The organism is Ruegeria sp. B10, from assembly GCF_056539825.1.
The window spans coordinates 48,141-63,494 of the sequence record NZ_JBQFVP010000004.1 but is presented as its reverse complement, the minus strand read 5'-3'; the positions used below and the strand labels follow the sequence as shown (position 1 = coordinate 63,494).

Here is a 15,354-nt window from a genome sequence, read left to right as displayed (position 1 = left end):
GGCGAAAATTTGCTACTGCACTCTAGGAAACAGGCGACGTTCGCCCAAGGTAGAGATATTTATACCTTCACAAGTTAATTAGGTTTTCTTTCAAAGCTATGGCGAGCGCCTGTTCACGGGTAGACGCGCCCAACGCCTTGCGTGCCAGTGAGAAATGCTTGTTCACAGCAGCTTCGCTGATGTTGAGACGCTCGGCGATGCGGGCCGTCTGACACCCGTTGGCCAGCAACTCCAATACTTCTTGCTGACGTTGTGAAAGGACCTGGGTCATTGCTTTTAACTTCAGATTTGCTGGTGAGTGAATGGGTTCTGTAATGGAAGTGGCCAGCAAGGCCGACAGCATCGTCAAATCGACGGCACTGTTGTTATGCGCAGCTTTCATACTGTCGCTAGAACAAAGCGTCACATAGACCCCGCGCCGCCCAGGCTCGCCAAAGCGAGACCCGATCAATGAGGCCAGGCCGGCAGACTTCAACCCGTGGTCCAGGGCGTATTCCTTGTCAGATCGCGCATCAACGCGTTTCATCTGGCCGGATTCAACAATGTGGTATTCGTTCTGCCAGGCCAATGTCTCGAGCATGGCGTCCACCGACATGTAGTCTTCTTCGAGATACTCGGTGATCCAGTCTTCTGGCATGTTGGTGTTCATCCAGAAGATCTGCTTTTTTATCCCGTCGGCCTCACCGACCAGGATCGCCTCAATACCCTGTTTCTGAGACTGCGCGACAGCTTCATTCCATCGGTCTTCTGCAGAGGTGAGTCCGGCCAAAGCATCAACGAAATCAATCAGCGCGTTTTTCATGACGACCAGCGGCGTCCACTTCACTTGTTAAGTTCACATTAAATCAAGAAATAGAGAAATTAAAATTTAGTCAACATTTTGATGCTTTTCGGACACTGAAGAGGCAGTTTACTTTCAAAGGCTTGGCCTGAGATCTAGGCCTTCAAACATTCATATGATTGATGTCGCATTGAGAGCTGCGCCTCAACACTTGAAAACGGTTTCAGAAAAAGCGCTCTTCGGCGATCGTTTTTGTCGGATTGCACTTACTTAAAGTACAATTGCATTCAAAATGGGCCTATTGTTTGCAATCCCGGGAGAATAGCCGAAATTAAACTTGGCTAAAGCCAATCCCCCAAGGCCTGCTGCCACATGGTCAATGCAGCCACCGCCGCTGTATCAGCGCGTAGGATTCGCGGGCCGAGGCTAACCACATGTGCGAAGGGCAGTGCGGTCAAACGGGCGCGTTCTTGGTCCGAAAACCCTCCTTCGGGGCCAATCAGAATGGCCCATGGATGGCCTTGCTCCTGAGCGGCCAATCGTAGCGCTGAACCGACCTCGGCCTCATTGCAGAACATCAATTGCCGATCCTGAGGCCAAGTATCCAGCACGCGGTCCAGTTTTTGCAGATCCGCGACCTCGGGCACAAAGGTACCGCCGCATTGTTCGGCGGCCTCGACCGCATGCGCCTGAAGTCGGTCCTGCCGGATACGCTCGGAGTTTGTGTAGTCTGTCTGCACAGGTAGAATGCGCGCGGCCCCCATTTCTGCAGCCTTCTCGACAATGAAATCCGTGCGCGCCTTCTTGATCGGTGCAAACAGGAACCACAAATCCGGTGGCAGTTGCAAAGGCTTGGTCTGCTGCAGGCAGGACAGAACGCCGCCGCGCTTGCCCGCCTCAGAGACTTCGGCCAGCCATTCGCCATCCCGGCCATTGAACAGCGCAATCTGCGCGCCGACGGATTGCCGCATCACGCCAAACAAGTAATGCGCCTGCTCACGCGTCAAAGGAACCGATTGCCCCTGACCCAAGGGCTGCTCTACATACAGTCTGATCTTCGCACTCATGAGACCCTACATATGCAAGGCAATGCTCCAACACCAGACGGTCAGGTCGCTGATGCTGTCACCGGCAATTGGGTGGACACCCGCGCGCCCGCCTTCACCCGCCCCTACCTGCGGCTGAGCCGGGCGGACCGGCCGGTCGGAACGTGGCTGTTGCTGATCCCTTGCTGGTGGGGGCTGGTGCTTGCGATCCTGGGCGATGGCACGCCGCGGCTGGAGGATGCATGGATCGCGATCGGCTGTGCTATAGGCGCCTTTTTGATGCGCGGCGCGGGATGCACGTGGAACGACATCACCGACCGCCATTTCGACGCGCAGGTCGAACGCACAAAATCCCGCCCGATCCCATCGGGTCAGGTCAGCGTGCGGCAAGCCGTGATCTGGATGGGTCTGCAGGCGCTGGTATCTCTGGCGATTCTGCTCAGCTTCAATACAGGCGCTATCCTCATGGGCGTCCTGTCGCTAGTGCCGGTTGCCCTCTATCCCTTCGCAAAACGCTTCACATGGTGGCCGCAGGTGTTTCTGGGACTGGCCTTCAACTGGGGGGCGCTGCTGGCCTGGGTGGCCCATACCGGATCGCTGGGCTGGCCTGCGGTCATGCTATATCTGGCGGGTATCGCGTGGACGCTGTTCTATGACACGATCTATGCGCATCAGGATACCGAGGACGACGCGCTGATCGGTGTCAAATCCACGGCGCGGTTGTTCGGGGCGGATACGGCCAGATGGCTGAAGTATTTTCTGATCGCCACGGTCTCGCTGATGGGGCTGGCGATCATCGACGCAGGCGTGCCGGATTCGCCGTTCTGGATTGTCACGATTGCGTTGGGCGGACCATGGGCCATGGGCTGGCATATGCTATGGCAGCTGCGCAATCTGAACATCGAGGACAATGCCAAACTTCTGATGCTGTTCCGGTCGAACCGGGATACCGGCCTAATTCCGCTGATCTTCCTCTGCGTCGCGCTGCTGCTCTGATTGCACCTGCGCGCCGGGGCCTGTACAACCCCGCCCAAACGCCCGAGGAGTCTGAAGCCCGCATATGCGTCTGCCCTATTTTGTAGCTGTTTGTCTGATCTTCCTTGTCTCTGCAGGTCTGTCCCTTTTGGCTGCGGGCTTTGCCGTGACAAAGGTCGAAGACGCCTCGGAATTCGCCGTCCGACGTGCACTGGACCTGAAAGGTCACAACTGGGCCGAGGTCGAATCCGACGGCCTGCGCGTCATACTCACGGGCACCGCGCCGGATGAGGCGATCCGCTTCAATGCCCTGACCGCTGCTGGGACCGAGGTCGACACTTCTCGCGTCATTGATGAGATGGACGTAGCCGCCACATCAGCACTGGCCGCCCCCAGGTTTTCCGTAGAAATCCTGCGCAATGACAGCGGTGTCTCGGTAATCGGCCTGATCCCGGCCAGCGAGGACCGCGAGTCCCTTATGGACGGGTTACAGGCGCTGGACAGCGACCATTCCGTCTCAGATCTGGTCGAAACCGCCGACTACCCGAAACCCGATGGCTGGGATGATGCGCTGGCCTATGCCGTGCTGGCCCTGTCCGATCTGCCGCGCGCCAAGATATCGGCCAGTCCCGGCCTTGTCCGGATCACTGCGATTGCCAACAGCCAGCAGGAAAAAGAGCGGTTGGAGCAGGACCTGACCCGCGCCGCGCCGCCAAGTGTTCGGATCGGTCTGTCCATATCAGCCCCGCGCCCGGTGATCACGCCCTTCACTCTGCGCTACCTGATTGACGAGGCCGGAGGGCAGTTTGACGCCTGCTCCGCCCAAGATGAAGACGCCCGCGATCAGATCATCGCAGCGGCAGAGGAAGCCGGTCTTGCCGGACCATCGTTCTGTACCATTGGTCTGGGTGTACCCTCCCCCCGCTGGGCAGAAGCCGCAGAACAGAGCATCAACGCGCTTGCTGAAATCGGGCAAGGATCGGTGACGATGTCGGATGCGGATATCACTCTGGTCGCGGCTCAAGGTACGAACTCGGAGCTGTTCGACCGCGTCGTGGGTGAGCTGGAAAACGCACTGCCCGCGGTGTTCGCCCTTCATGCCGTGCTGCCCGAGCCCGAGGTCGCGGATGAAACCGGACCCGTGGAGTTCTCTGCCACCCGCAGTCCCGAGGGTCTGATTCAATTGCGCGGCCGCGTCGGTGACGACGTTCTGCGCGACATGGTCGACAGCTACGCCCGTGCGGCGTTTGGGTCCGACAATGTCTATACCGCGACCCGCATCACCTCGGATTTGCCGATGGATTGGCCCGTGCGCGTTCTGGCCGGGCTTGAGGCCCTGTCACAACTGCATAACGGCGCACTGACCGTAACGCCCGAGTTGGTTGACCTGAACGGCATCAGCCATGATGAAGAAGCCAAGGCCCGGATCGCCGGTCTGCTTTCGGACAAGCTGGGCGATGCGCAGAACTTCACCCTGTCGATCACCTATGTCGCCCCGCCCGAACCCGAAGACGCCCTGCCCGATCCTGAACTTTGTGAAGAAGGTATCGCTGAAATTCAGGCCACCAGCAAAATCGCGTTCGAGCCGGGCTCGGCCACGATTGCTGCGGAGTCGCGCGATACGGTCAATCAGATCGCCGATATCTTACGTGATTGCGGCCCGATCCGGATGGAGATTCAGGGCCATACCGACAGTCAGGGCCGTGAAGAGATGAACCAGCAGCTCAGCCAAGCGCGGGCGCAGTCGATCCTGAACGAGCTACGCGGACGGCGCATACCGACCTCAAGCTATACAGCCGTCGGCTATGGCGAAACACAGCCAATCGCCGACAATGACACCGAAGAGGGCCGCGAAGAAAACCGCCGGATTGAGTTCCGCCTTATCCGGCCGGAACCCACCGAGGCCTCGGAAACCGGCCTCGAGGCGCTTGAGACCGGGGCGGAAGACCAGACCGAGACGTCCGCATCAGAAAATCAGACCGAGACGACCGCGCCGGATGCGGAAGCAGAGGACCAGTAATTTGAACAGAGTAGAATTCATCATAGCCACCGCCGTCATCCTGTTCGCGGCTTTCTGCATGGGATGGTTTGCTAATTGGCTGGCCCATCGCCTGTCCCGCGTGCGCCAAAGTGACGTCGCCGATCTGGACCGTATGAGCCAGGAACTGCACGAGGCCGAGGAAACCCGCGATCAGGCCATCACCTATCTGCAACAGCGCGAGGCCGAGCTGACCAACCAGCTGACCCAAACCGAGGCAGAACTGGCCGCTGCCATGGACGGCCTACGCGCCGCCCGGCAAGAGGCCGAAGAAATGCGCGGACGCATCAACAACGCGGACTAATACGACCCCCTGAGTCTTTTTCTCGCGCTCCGTTCAGACGACCAAACGGGAGCATTCGCCGCCGTGGGAGTTAGTGATGGCGTTTCGGATTTTTCCTGAGTCATCCGGCAACACGAACGTCCCAAGACTGCTGAAAGCGCGGCAGAGTCTTCGCATCCCGGGCTAAACCCAATGCGCCTGCGCGGCTTGGGTCGGCGGGTTTTAGCCGATCTGACTCCGGTTTCTTTAGTTTTTCAACAAATTCAACATAATGAATGAGTGTGTTTTTGCCTGCACACAGAATTGTCCTTTTTCTGTAAAACTGGAGTCTATCATGAATTTCCAAGTTACTTTGAAAACCGCCGCTACCCTTGCCGCATTTGGCACAACTGCCGCCTTCGCCTCGAGCGATGTGATCCCTTCCGAGAATGACACGTTTTCGAAATGGGGCGAGGAATCCGGTTGGACCATCTATGTGGATGATACCCGCGGCTCATGCCTCATTGAGCGTGTCGACGAAAATAGCAACGTCGTACAAATGGGCCTGACCAAGGATCAGGAAATGGGATACCTGGGTGTCTTCACTCAGAATGACATTGGCCTGAAAGGCAAGAAGGAAGACATCATCCTGTCACTGGACGGCAATGTCTACGAAGCCAAAGCCTACAAGAAGACCAAGCATCTCGCGGAAGGGTATACAGGAGGCTACATTCTGGCCAACAACCCGCAATTCGTTGAGGACGTCATGAAAAAGTACGACATGACAGTCTTCCCGGAAAAAGAGAGCGGGTTTACCGTAAGTCTTGATGGTACCTTGAAAGCGATCGAGGCGGCGCGGACCTGTAATACGGAACAGAATAGCTAAGCTATCCCGTTTGGCCCGGCACTTGGAAACGGGTGCCGGAGCCGACCTCTACCACCGCGTCAGCGCGTCTTCGTCTTCGTCCTTGGCGGCCACCCATTCGGCACCTGACTTGGTGATCTCTTTCTTCCAGAACGGTGCACGGGATTTCAGGTAGTCCATCAGAAATTCTGCCGCTTCGAACGCATCCTTGCGATGCGGTGCGGCTGTCGCGACCATCATGATCCGGTCGCCCGGAGCCAGCCTGCCGTGGCGGTGGATTACCAGAACATTGCCCAAAGACCAACGCTGCTTGGCCTCTTCCGCGATCTTGGTCAGCGCGCGTTCGGTCATGCCGGGGTAATGTTCGATCTCCATCACATCCAGATCGCCCGAGGCCAGATCGCGCACGACACCCGTAAAGGTCACGATCGCCCCGTTGGCGTCGTCGCCCGCTGCAAAAGCGTTGGCTTCGGTCCCCAGATCAAACGCCTCTTCCTGAACCGCGATCCGCATCTCAGCCGCCCGTCATCGGCGGGAAGAACGCAACCTCACGCACACCGTCCAGAGGGGCGTCAAAATCGGACAGCTCCTGATCCAAGGCCACCCGAAGCGCTGAAAGATCAGCAAAGGCCGCGGCATAGCGATCCTCGCGTGCGCTGAGTTCGGCTACCAGATCGGACACGGTCGCAGCTTGTGTTTCGACCTTTTCTTTCGGCAGGCCGATGCGTTCGCGAACCCAGGCGAAATACAGCACGTCCATCGGTTAGCTCTCCTTCAGATGCGGCATGGCTTTACGTAGGTAGTCATAGCCGCTGATCAATGTCAGCGTGGCGGCAATCCACAGCAGCCACAGGCCAATGCGTCCTGACCAGAACGTCCCCTCAAGGTGCCAGCGGATGTTGTTGATATCCTCAGCCTCTCCGGTCAAGACCTGATCTATAATCGTGGGATCCATGCCGAAGGTCGCCATGACGAAGTTGTGCTCAAAAATCCCCTGCGAGAACAGTATGGCGATGGCAAACATCTGGGCCGTGGTCTTCCACTTGGCCAGCTTCGTCACCTTGAGCGTTCCGGCAACATCACCCAGATATTCACGCAGGCCTGAGACGAATACTTCGCGAAACAGGATCACGGTGGCCGGCAGCACTAGCCACGGGGTCCAATGCTCGGTCGAATAGCCAACAAGGATCATCAGCGCGATCACCACCATGGCTTTGTCGGCAATCGGATCCAGCATCGCGCCCATCTTGGTTTCCTGCTTCCAAGCCCGCGCCAGATAGCCATCGAACCAGTCGGTGATCGCGGCGGACATGAACAGGATCAGGGCAAACCAGTCCGCATAGGGACGGGTGAAATACAAAAACATCACAGCCAGACCGGGCGCGGCCAGCAGGCGGAGCAAGGTCAGGATATTGGGCAAGTTCCACTTCATGAACCGACACTACATCGCCGCCCAAGGACAGAAAAGACAGACAAATGAAAAACTGACCCGTTCACAGAGGGTTGTGGGGGAAAAAGTCAAAGGGTCGCAACCAGGAACTCTCGGCCAGATACAGCTTGGCCCGCGGCGGCTTTGCGGTCAGATTGGCGCACGGCCCAGCAGCGACGGAAGACCATGACCGCACATATTCGAACCGACCCCCGATCAAACCTCATCGGAAGCGCATGGATGATCGCGGGCATGGCACTTTTCGCGCTCGAGGATGCGCTGTTGAAAGGCGCCTCGGCGCATTTGCCGATCTGGCAGATCCTGATCCTGTTCGGTGCCGGTGGCGCGATCATCTTTGCCGCTGTCGCCCTGCTGCGTGGCGCCAGCTTGTTGCATCGGGATGTGCTGTCACGGCCCATGAAAGTGCGCGTTCTGTTCGAGATTCTAGGACGGATGTTCTACGTGCTGGCGATCACGCTTACACCTCTGTCTGCGGCGACCGTGATCCTGCAGGCGACCCCTCTGGTCGTGGTGGCAGGTGCCGCGTTGTTTTTCGGCGAAACTGTCGGCTGGCGACGGTGGAGCGCGATTCTGGTTGGTCTGATTGGCGTCGTGGTCATCATTCAACCGACCGGAGACAGCTTCTCGGCCCTGTCGATCCTGGCTGTTCTGGGTATGCTTGGCTTCGCCGGGCGTGATCTGGCCAGCCGCGCCGCCCCCGCGACACTGGGGACCGAGGTCTTGGGCTTCTACGGCTTCCTCTGCATCATCGTCGCCGGTCTGGCCTATCAGTTCTGGGAAGGGGTGCCGATGGCTCCGCTGGACCTGAACGCCAGCCTGCACGTTGGCGGAGCGATCCTGATGGGCACGGCCGCCTATGCCTCGCTCATGAAAGCCATGCGAACGGGTGAGGTCTCGGCCGTTACGCCGTTCCGCTATTCCCGCCTGCTGTTTGGCGTCGGGCTGGGCGTGGTGACGTTTGGCGAAACACTGGATCAGACTATGTGGATCGGCAGCGCACTGATCGTGGCCTCGGGGCTGTATATCCTGTGGCGCGGCCGAAAGGCCTAGCCCTTGTCGTGGAAGAAATCATAGACCTTCTGCGCCAACCCGGCCGAGATCCCCTCGACCGCTTTCAGATCCGCAAGATTGGCCCGGCTGACCGCCTTGGCACTTCCGAAATGAGTGAGCAGAGCACGTTTGCGAGCGGCCCCTACACCGGGGATTTCATCCAGTGGCGTCGCGCCCACGGCCTTGGCCCGTTTCGCGCGGTGGGTACCGATGGCAAATCGGTGCGCCTCATCCCTCAAGCGCTGGATGAAATACAGCACGGGGTCGTTACGCTTCAGGGCAAAAGCACGCTGACCGATCCGGTGGAATTCCTCTTTGCCGTGATCCCGATCAACGCCCTTGGCGACGCCGACCATTGGGATGTCTTCGACGCCATGCTCGACCATGATCTCATGCACGGCACTCACCTGCCCGGCCCCGCCGTCGATCAGCAGGAGATCGGGCCACATGCCCTTTTCACGATCCGGGTCTTCCTTTTGCAGGCGGGTGAAGCGGCGGGTCAGCACCTCTTTCATCATCCCGAAGTCATCGCCGGGCGTCAGATCATCACCGCGAATGTTGAACTTGCGATAGGCGTTTTTCATGAAGCCCTCGGGGCCAGCGACGATCATGCCGCCGACTGCATTGGTGCCCTGAATGTGAGAGTTGTCGTAGACCTCGATCCGACCCGGCGGATTGTCGAGATCAAATGCCTCAGCCACACCACGCAGCAGCTTGGCCTGCGTCGCACTTTCAGACATGCGACGGGCCAGAGATTCACGCGCGTTGCGCAGGGCCCCGGCGACCAGTTCCTGTTTCTCACCGCGCTTAGGCACGAGGATTTCCACCTTGCGTCCGGCTTTCTCAGTCAGCGCTTGTTCCATCAGGTCAGCGTTTTCGATCCCGTCCGACAGGATCAGTTGACGCGGTGGTTCCTTGTTGTCGTAGAACTGGCCGAGGAACGCCTCCATCACCTCAGCCGGGGACACATCGGCGCCGACCCGAGGGTAGAAATCCTTGTTCCCCCAGTTCTGGTTCGCGCGGATGAAGAACACCTGCACACAGGCCTGCCCGCTATCCATATAAAGGCCAATCACATCCGCCTCGGTCACGCCGCGCGGGTTAATGCCTTGACTGGTTTGAACCTGCGTCAGCGCCCGGATACGATCCCGCAGACCGGCGGCACGTTCGAACTCCATCGCCTCCGAGGCGGCCATCATCTGTTCCGCTAGTTCCTCTTGCACCTTGGTGGACCGGCCCGAGAGGAAGCGTTCGGCATCCTTGACGCTTTCGCGATAGTCGGATTCCGAGATCAGCCCGACGCATGGCCCTGAACACCGCTTGATCTGATACAGAAGACAAGGGCGTGTGCGGCTATCGAACATGGAATCCGAACAGTTGCGCAGAAGGAACGCTTTTTGCAGCTGGTTCAGCGTCCGGTTCACTGCACCTGCGCTGGCGAAAGGGCCGAAATACGCGCCTTTCTCTTTCTTCGCGCCGCGATGCTTTTTGATCTGCGGATAGGCATGATCTTTGGCGACCAGAATGTTCGGGAAACTCTTGTCGTCGCGTAGCAGCACGTTGTATTTGGGCTTGAGCTGCTTGATCAGGTTCTGCTCCAGCAGCAGCGCCTCGGTCTCGGTCCTTGTGGTCAGGAACATCATCGACGCGGTCGAGGCGATCATTTTCTCGATCCGTCCCGAATGCCCCGGGCGCGTGTAGTTCGACACCCGCGCTTTAAGGTTCCGCGCCTTGCCCACATACAAAACCCGACTGTCCGCATCCAACATCCGATACACACCGGGCGAGCTGTCCAGCGTTTTCACATAGCGCTGGATGCAGGCATAACCGGTGGGCTGAAGCTCGGGTGTCGATTCGTCCTGGGTTGTCATGGGCCTGAGATATGATTCTCTGTCTATGGCTGCAATCTTGGGCGCTTCAGTTCAAGAGAAAACAAATCCACGGTTTCTGTGGATAAGTATGAAGATAAGTTTCCGTGAGCGTAGAATCTTCCTTGTTTCCTTGCTTGTTCGTCAATTTGCACAAAAAACAGGCATATACTTAAGCGATTGTTTTTTATCGATATTTTTTTACACGCTTAGCAAGTGTATGAAAAATAAGACGTTTTTGTAACGACTAAGTAACGCCAATGAGAGCGGTGCAAAACTTGCAGCGGATTTACTTATTCTACGCCCAGCACATCCGGCGTTTGCCATCCCAAATGCTGCCCACCATCCACGCACAAAAGCTGCCCAGTGACAGCATGCGCGTCCAGAAAATAGCCCAGTGCTGCGGTGATATCTGACGGGTTCGAGCCCCGCTCCAGCACTGTGTTGGCGCGCTGGGTTTTGAAGTGCTGTTCGCTCTGACGATGTCCCTGCATGGTCGGTCCGGGACCAATGGCGTTGACGCGGATTGCGGGTGTCAGCGCTTGGGCAGCCGTGCGCGTCAGCGCCCACAGGCCCATCTTGGCGATGGTGTAGCTCATGAATTCGGGCGTCAGTTTCCGCACCCGCATATCGACCATGTTGACGATCAAGCCGGAGGCCTGCGGCTCTCCCTGCGCATCCGTCTCGGGTTCCAACCCCTGTTCGGCCATGGCCTGAGTCAGAACGAAGGGCGCGCGCAGGTTACTGTCGAGATGCCGGTCCCAGCTTTTGCGCGTGGCCGTACGGATATTGTCATACTCAAAAACCGACGCGTTATTGACTAGACAAGTGATCGGCCCGCCCAGAGCCTCAGCCGCGCGAGGCAGCAGGGCGGTTACCTGCGCCTCGTCCAGAAGATCGGCCTGTAACGCCACAGCTTTGCGGCCCAGCGCCTGAACTTCTGCAACCGTCTCAGCCGCGGGCTGTTCCGAGGTCGCATAGTGTACGGCGACATCATACCCGCGCCCTGCCAGATAAAGGGCCATGGCTCGGCCCAAGCGGATGCCGGCTCCGGTTACTAGCGCTCGGGACATGGATACCTCTTTCCGTCAGATCACATCAGCAATGTGGTGACATAAAGCGCATAAAGGAAAGTCAACACCAGACCCCAGATCCGCGAAATATCCTGTTTGAAGAACACAAACGGGATCAGCAGCAGCGAGGCGCCCAGCATGACCCACAGGTCGAATTCAAGGAATTCCGGGTCGACTGGGATGTTTCCGAACCACGTGGCAATACCGACGATTGCCAGCAGGTTGAACATGTTCGAGCCGATCACGTTGCCGAGCGCAACGTCCGCCTGGCGCCGTAGCGCCGCCATAACGGTCGTTGCCAGTTCAGGCAGAGACGTTCCGACAGCCACAAGTGTCAAACCGATCACCGTTTCGGTGATCCCGTACATCAGGGCGATTTCGGTGGCGTTTTCGACCAATAGATGCGCGCCCATAGGTAGACCGATCAGGCCAAGGACCACGTAGATTGAGATCTTCCAATAAGGCATGTTCGGATCGGCCTCTTCCAGACCGTCCAGTTCTTCGTCGTCGGCGCATGCCCCGGCTGCATCAGCGCAGGCTTTGCGATGCGCCTTGGCTTCGCGAAACGCGTTCCACAACACCAGCCCAAGGGCAACCAGCAGAATGGCACTGCTGATCAGATTGAACACGCCGCAGAAGGCCAGGCCGATGAAAAGAACGCTCGCCAACAGCATGAAGACGTAGTTCTTGCGGCTATCGCATTCGCTGGTGTGCAGCGTTGCCAACAAGGCAGGAAGACCCAGAACCAGAAGGATATTCGCCGTATTGGAGCCAACGACGTTGCCCAAAGCGATACCCGGCGCGTTCTCCTTCACCGCGCTGATCGCAATCAGCAACTCAGGTGCCGAAGTGCCAAAGGCAACGATCGTCAGGCTGACGATCAAGGCGGGGACACCCAGCCGCAGGCTTAGGTTCACCGCACCGCGTACAAGTGCATCGCCTGCCAGCAACAGGATCACCAATCCGAGGCCGGAGAGCAGCCATGCCGTCATGTCCGGCCTCCTTTTTCACAGGCACAGGGGCCTTTGCCGATCTTGAACCGACCGCAACGCGGACATTTGGCAGAACTCAACCGGTTTTGCCCCGGAAAGCGCAGTTTTCCGAACATCGCCAATACACCCATGGCGACCAGAAACAGAGTGACGATCTTGATGATCACGTTACAGACCGAAACGCGCGAAGGCCGCCCGCTCCTCTAGCCCCACTACGGCGTCCTGCGCCAGCGCGGCCCCGAAACGTGACCAAAGTGGTTTGCGCACGCCGTAGCGGCGGAACTTCACCTTGTCGCCGAAACGCTCCTGCATCTTGGGTTTCAGATGGGCGATGCCTTCGATCAAGCCCAGCTCCTGCGCGCGTGGCGCCAGCCAGATTTCGCCTGTGAACAGATCAGCATCTGCGTCCAGCTTGTCGCCACGACGGGTTTTAACATGGGTGATGAAATTCTCGTGGATGTCTTCCAAAAGGCGTTCCAGCCGCGCGACATCCTCTTCCTGTTCCGGGCGGAACGGGTCGAGCATGGATTTCGATTTCCCGGCCGTATGAACGCGCCGCTCAAAACCTTGTTTCACCAGAAACTCATGTGCGCCGAACCCGGCCGAGATCACCCCGATCGACCCAAGGACCGAGCTGTCGTCGGCCCAGATCTCATCCGCTGCCGCCGCCAGCCAATACCCACCCGACGCCGCAACGTCTTCGACAAAGGCCACGACCGGTATCTCAAGCTCTTCCGACAGCCGCCGGATACGCGCGCCGATCAGAGAGCTTTGCACAGGCGACCCGCCGGGCGAGTTGACCTCGAGCGCGACGGCCACGGGCTTGCCTTTGCGAAAGGCCTTCTCCAGCACAGGTGCCAGCGAGGTATCATTCAACGCGCCGCGTCCGGCCATGCCTATGGCACCGGACAGGCGAACGATGGCCACGACGGGCGGTTTTTTGACAAAAGGCAGGCTGAGTTTCATGGGTGCCGATGTAGAGTGCCCCCATCGGCTAAACAAGGGACTCGCGGAACGCAAAACGCGGCGTTAGACAATTTCCTCACACCGATGGGCAAAAATGCAACGCCCCAAAGCGTTTTGCGTTTTAGCTGAGACAATGCCACCGAGATGCGCGTCGACCGTAGGGAGAGGCAGCGCATTTCGGTTCAAATCAAACGCAAAGCGATCTAGCTGCGGATGCGCCAGCCTGTTTTGAAGATCCACCAGATGATCGCAAGACACAGTCCGGTGAAGGCCACGATGGCCAAAAGACTGAAAACGATCGGCACATCTGCAAGACCATAGAACGACCAGCGGAAGCCGGAAATCAAGTAGACCACAGGGTTGAACAGGGTGATCGTCTGCCACAGCGGCGGCAGCATCGAGATCGAATAGAACGTGCCGCCCAGAAAGATCAGCGGCGTGACAACCAACTGCGGAACTAACGACATCTGTTCAAAATTGCTGGCCCATATTCCGATTATGAACCCCAACAGCGAAAAGCTGAGGCAGGACAGCACCAGAAACGCGGCCATCGCCAGCGGATGCTCGATCCGGATGTCGACGAAGAATGTCGCGGTCGCAAGGATCACCAGACCGACGAATAGCGCCTTGGTGGCCGCCGCGCCTACATAGCCTATGACAATCTCGATGAAATTGACCGGGGCCGACAGCAATTCATAGATCGTTCCGAGAAACTTTGGAAAATATATCCCGAACGACGCGTTCGAAATCGCCAGCATGACCACCGACAACATGATCAGCCCGGGCACGATGAATGCCCCGTATGAGACGCCCTCAACCTCTTGAATTCGGCTACCGATGGCCGTACCAAAGACCACGAAATACAGCGAGGTCGACAAGACCGGCGACAGAAAGCTCTGGGCCAAGGTGCGGAAGAAGCGAGCCATCTCAAACCGGTAGATGGCGGCAATGGCGGTCCAGTTCATGCGGCCTCTCCCGATACCAGATTGACGAAGATCTCTTCGAGACTGGATTGCCTTGTCTGCACATCCCTCAGAACCAGCCCCGATTGGGCCACGTCATTCAGCAGCGTTGTGATCCCGGTCCGATCCGCATTGGTGTCATAGGTATAGATCAGCGCATCGCCATTTCCGTTCAAAACCAGATTATGCGCGGCCAAACCGTCCGGGATTGCCGCGATCGGCTCGGTCAGCATGACCTCGATCTGTTTCTTACCCATCTGCGCCATCAAGGTTTTCTTGTCCTGCACCAGCAGCAGCTCACCTTTGTCGATGACACCCACACGGTCAGCGATGGCTTCGGCTTCTTCGATGTAGTGCGTTGTCAAAATGATGGTGACGCCCGCCTGCTTCAGCTCGGCGACGATCTCCCACATATCCTTGCGCAGCTCGACATCGACACCGGCTGTCGGCTCATCCAGAAACAGAATGCGCGGTTCATGGGCCAAGGCCTTGGCGATCAGAACGCGACGCTTCATGCCCCCGGACAGTTCCTTGATCGCGTTCTTGCGTTTATCCCACAACGACAGTTTGCGCAGGATCTCTTCGATCCGCGCGCTGTCATTGCCATAGCCAAACAAACCTCGGGAAAACCGGACCGTATTGTAGACCTTCTCGAACGGCTCCAACGCAATCTCCTGCGGCACCAGCCCGATCATTTTGCGGGCGGCGCGGAACTCGGCCTGTATATCATGCCCACCAACCGAGACACTGCCCGAGGTCGGCGTGGTAATCCCGCAAATGGTCGAGATCAGCGTCGTCTTCCCCGCCCCGTTCGGCCCGAGCAGAGCAAGGATTTCACCTTCCTCAATGTCCAGCGACACGCCTTTCAGCGCCTCAAACCCGTCCGCATAGGATTTGCGCAAATCCTTAATCGACAAAATGGTGGTCATGCCTGTTTCCCCGTTCTGGCAGAGACCCTATCGTTTCGCCTCCCGGTGGAACAGGCCAATTTCGCACAGAGCTCTGCGCAGAATTGCTGTAGGGTCC

Annotated in this window: 17 protein-coding genes; 5 read left to right on the top strand and 12 right to left on the bottom strand. The window is 58.1% G+C overall.

The annotated features are described in order from the left end of the window. Positions 1–67: 67 nt before the first annotated feature. Together ACR0J4_RS06650 and ACR0J4_RS06645 are read right to left on the bottom strand one after the other, a co-directional pair. The gene (locus ACR0J4_RS06650; protein ID WP_170559688.1) at positions 68–802 is read right to left on the bottom strand and encodes a helix-turn-helix transcriptional regulator; all 735 of its coding nucleotides are present in this window, start codon (positions 800–802) and stop codon (positions 68–70) included. A 320-nt stretch (positions 803–1,122) separates the two neighbouring features. Further along, the gene (locus tag ACR0J4_RS06645) at positions 1,123–1,848 is read right to left on the bottom strand and encodes a 16S rRNA (uracil(1498)-N(3))-methyltransferase (protein ID WP_170553814.1); all 726 of its coding nucleotides are present in this window, start codon (positions 1,846–1,848) and stop codon (positions 1,123–1,125) included. 12 nt (positions 1,849–1,860) lie between these two features. Here ACR0J4_RS06645 and ubiA point away from each other — a divergent pair, with 12 nt between their 5' ends. The 4 genes from ubiA to ACR0J4_RS06625 all read left to right on the top strand — a co-directional run bounded on the left by ubiA (position 1,861) and on the right by ACR0J4_RS06625 (position 5,988). Beyond that, the gene (gene ubiA, locus ACR0J4_RS06640) at positions 1,861–2,823 is read left to right on the top strand and encodes a 4-hydroxybenzoate octaprenyltransferase (protein WP_170642720.1); all 963 of its coding nucleotides are present in this window, start codon (positions 1,861–1,863) and stop codon (positions 2,821–2,823) included. A 64-nt stretch (positions 2,824–2,887) separates the two neighbouring features. Next, positions 2,888–4,822 carry an OmpA family protein gene (locus tag ACR0J4_RS06635; protein WP_170642719.1) on the top strand — a complete coding sequence of 645 codons (1,935 nt, stop codon included), beginning with the start codon at positions 2,888–2,890 and terminating at the stop codon, positions 4,820–4,822. A gap of 1 nt (position 4,823) precedes the next feature. Next, positions 4,824–5,144, top strand: coding sequence for a hypothetical protein (locus ACR0J4_RS06630; RefSeq protein WP_170379160.1), 321 nt, complete (start codon positions 4,824–4,826; stop codon positions 5,142–5,144). A 313-nt stretch (positions 5,145–5,457) separates the two neighbouring features. After that, the gene (locus ACR0J4_RS06625; protein ID WP_170642718.1) at positions 5,458–5,988 is read left to right on the top strand and encodes a hypothetical protein; all 531 of its coding nucleotides are present in this window, start codon (positions 5,458–5,460) and stop codon (positions 5,986–5,988) included. Positions 5,989–6,036: 48 nt separating this feature from the next. Here the strand turns inward: ACR0J4_RS06625 and ACR0J4_RS06620 are convergent, their stop codons facing one another. Genes ACR0J4_RS06620 through pgsA form a run of 3 tightly spaced genes read right to left on the bottom strand, consistent with a single transcriptional unit; the run spans position 6,037 to position 7,399 of the window. Beyond that, positions 6,037–6,480, bottom strand: coding sequence for a molybdenum cofactor biosynthesis protein MoaE (locus tag ACR0J4_RS06620; protein WP_170553826.1), 444 nt, complete (start codon positions 6,478–6,480; stop codon positions 6,037–6,039). Position 6,481: 1 nt separating this feature from the next. Next, positions 6,482–6,727, bottom strand: a complete 246-nt coding sequence (moaD, locus tag ACR0J4_RS06615; RefSeq protein WP_170553829.1) for a molybdopterin converting factor subunit 1 — start codon at positions 6,725–6,727, stop codon at positions 6,482–6,484. A gap of 3 nt (positions 6,728–6,730) precedes the next feature. After that, a complete protein-coding gene (gene pgsA, locus ACR0J4_RS06610) occupies positions 6,731–7,399 on the bottom strand; it encodes a CDP-diacylglycerol--glycerol-3-phosphate 3-phosphatidyltransferase (RefSeq protein WP_170553832.1) in 669 nt (222 codons plus the stop codon). 183 nt (positions 7,400–7,582) lie between these two features. Here pgsA and ACR0J4_RS06605 point away from each other — a divergent pair, with 183 nt between their 5' ends. After that, on the top strand, positions 7,583–8,467 hold the full coding sequence (locus tag ACR0J4_RS06605; protein ID WP_170642717.1) for a DMT family transporter: 885 nt from the start codon (positions 7,583–7,585) through the stop codon (positions 8,465–8,467). Here the strand turns inward: ACR0J4_RS06605 and uvrC are convergent. The 7 genes from uvrC to ACR0J4_RS06570 all read right to left on the bottom strand — a co-directional run bounded on the left by uvrC (position 8,464) and on the right by ACR0J4_RS06570 (position 15,257). After that, complete coding sequence (uvrC, locus tag ACR0J4_RS06600) at positions 8,464–10,338, bottom strand: excinuclease ABC subunit UvrC (protein ID WP_170642716.1); 1,875 nt, start codon at positions 10,336–10,338, stop codon at positions 8,464–8,466. The genes ACR0J4_RS06605 and uvrC overlap by 4 nt on opposite strands. 290 nt (positions 10,339–10,628) lie before the next feature. Beyond that, complete coding sequence (locus ACR0J4_RS06595; RefSeq protein WP_170642715.1) at positions 10,629–11,408, bottom strand: SDR family oxidoreductase; 780 nt, start codon at positions 11,406–11,408, stop codon at positions 10,629–10,631. Positions 11,409–11,428: 20 nt separating this feature from the next. Then, the gene (locus ACR0J4_RS06590) at positions 11,429–12,400 is read right to left on the bottom strand and encodes a calcium/sodium antiporter (protein ID WP_170747352.1); all 972 of its coding nucleotides are present in this window, start codon (positions 12,398–12,400) and stop codon (positions 11,429–11,431) included. Then, positions 12,397–12,567, bottom strand: a complete 171-nt coding sequence (locus ACR0J4_RS06585) for a hypothetical protein (protein WP_170553847.1) — start codon at positions 12,565–12,567, stop codon at positions 12,397–12,399. The genes ACR0J4_RS06590 and ACR0J4_RS06585 overlap by 4 nt, the downstream gene beginning before the upstream one ends. Position 12,568: 1 nt before the next feature. Further along, on the bottom strand, positions 12,569–13,366 hold the full coding sequence (locus ACR0J4_RS06580; protein ID WP_170642713.1) for a S49 family peptidase: 798 nt from the start codon (positions 13,364–13,366) through the stop codon (positions 12,569–12,571). A gap of 203 nt (positions 13,367–13,569) precedes the next feature. Next, positions 13,570–14,331: an ABC transporter permease gene (locus ACR0J4_RS06575; RefSeq protein WP_170379180.1), complete on the bottom strand. Its 762-nt coding sequence runs from the start codon at positions 14,329–14,331 to the stop codon at positions 13,570–13,572. Continuing rightward, complete coding sequence (locus ACR0J4_RS06570) at positions 14,328–15,257, bottom strand: ABC transporter ATP-binding protein (RefSeq protein WP_170553853.1); 930 nt, start codon at positions 15,255–15,257, stop codon at positions 14,328–14,330. Before ACR0J4_RS06570 ends, ACR0J4_RS06575 begins: the two co-directional genes overlap by 4 nt. Positions 15,258–15,354 lie beyond the last annotated feature (97 nt).

What these genes read in the sequence shown, in the direction of transcription:
- ACR0J4_RS06650 (WP_170559688.1), bottom strand. Translation starts at nt 802, where the DNA reads ATGAAAAACGCGCTGATTGATTTCGTTGATGCTTTGGCCGGACTCACC.
- ACR0J4_RS06645 (WP_170553814.1), bottom strand. Translation starts at nt 1,848, where the DNA reads ATGAGTGCGAAGATCAGACTGTATGTAGAGCAGCCCTTGGGTCAGGGG.
- ubiA (WP_170642720.1), top strand. Translation starts at nt 1,861, where the DNA reads ATGCAAGGCAATGCTCCAACACCAGACGGTCAGGTCGCTGATGCTGTC.
- ACR0J4_RS06635 (WP_170642719.1), top strand. Translation starts at nt 2,888, where the DNA reads ATGCGTCTGCCCTATTTTGTAGCTGTTTGTCTGATCTTCCTTGTCTCT.
- ACR0J4_RS06625 (WP_170642718.1), top strand. Translation starts at nt 5,458, where the DNA reads ATGAATTTCCAAGTTACTTTGAAAACCGCCGCTACCCTTGCCGCATTT.
- ACR0J4_RS06620 (WP_170553826.1), bottom strand. Translation starts at nt 6,480, where the DNA reads ATGCGGATCGCGGTTCAGGAAGAGGCGTTTGATCTGGGGACCGAAGCC.
- moaD (WP_170553829.1), bottom strand. Translation starts at nt 6,727, where the DNA reads ATGGACGTGCTGTATTTCGCCTGGGTTCGCGAACGCATCGGCCTGCCG.
- pgsA (WP_170553832.1), bottom strand. Translation starts at nt 7,399, where the DNA reads ATGAAGTGGAACTTGCCCAATATCCTGACCTTGCTCCGCCTGCTGGCC.
- ACR0J4_RS06605 (WP_170642717.1), top strand. Translation starts at nt 7,583, where the DNA reads ATGACCGCACATATTCGAACCGACCCCCGATCAAACCTCATCGGAAGC.
- uvrC (WP_170642716.1), bottom strand. Translation starts at nt 10,338, where the DNA reads ATGACAACCCAGGACGAATCGACACCCGAGCTTCAGCCCACCGGTTAT.
- ACR0J4_RS06595 (WP_170642715.1), bottom strand. Translation starts at nt 11,408, where the DNA reads ATGTCCCGAGCGCTAGTAACCGGAGCCGGCATCCGCTTGGGCCGAGCC.
- ACR0J4_RS06590 (WP_170747352.1), bottom strand. Translation starts at nt 12,400, where the DNA reads ATGACGGCATGGCTGCTCTCCGGCCTCGGATTGGTGATCCTGTTGCTG.
- ACR0J4_RS06580 (WP_170642713.1), bottom strand. Translation starts at nt 13,366, where the DNA reads ATGAAACTCAGCCTGCCTTTTGTCAAAAAACCGCCCGTCGTGGCCATC.
- ACR0J4_RS06575 (WP_170379180.1), bottom strand. Translation starts at nt 14,331, where the DNA reads ATGAACTGGACCGCCATTGCCGCCATCTACCGGTTTGAGATGGCTCGC.
- ACR0J4_RS06570 (WP_170553853.1), bottom strand. Translation starts at nt 15,257, where the DNA reads ATGACCACCATTTTGTCGATTAAGGATTTGCGCAAATCCTATGCGGAC.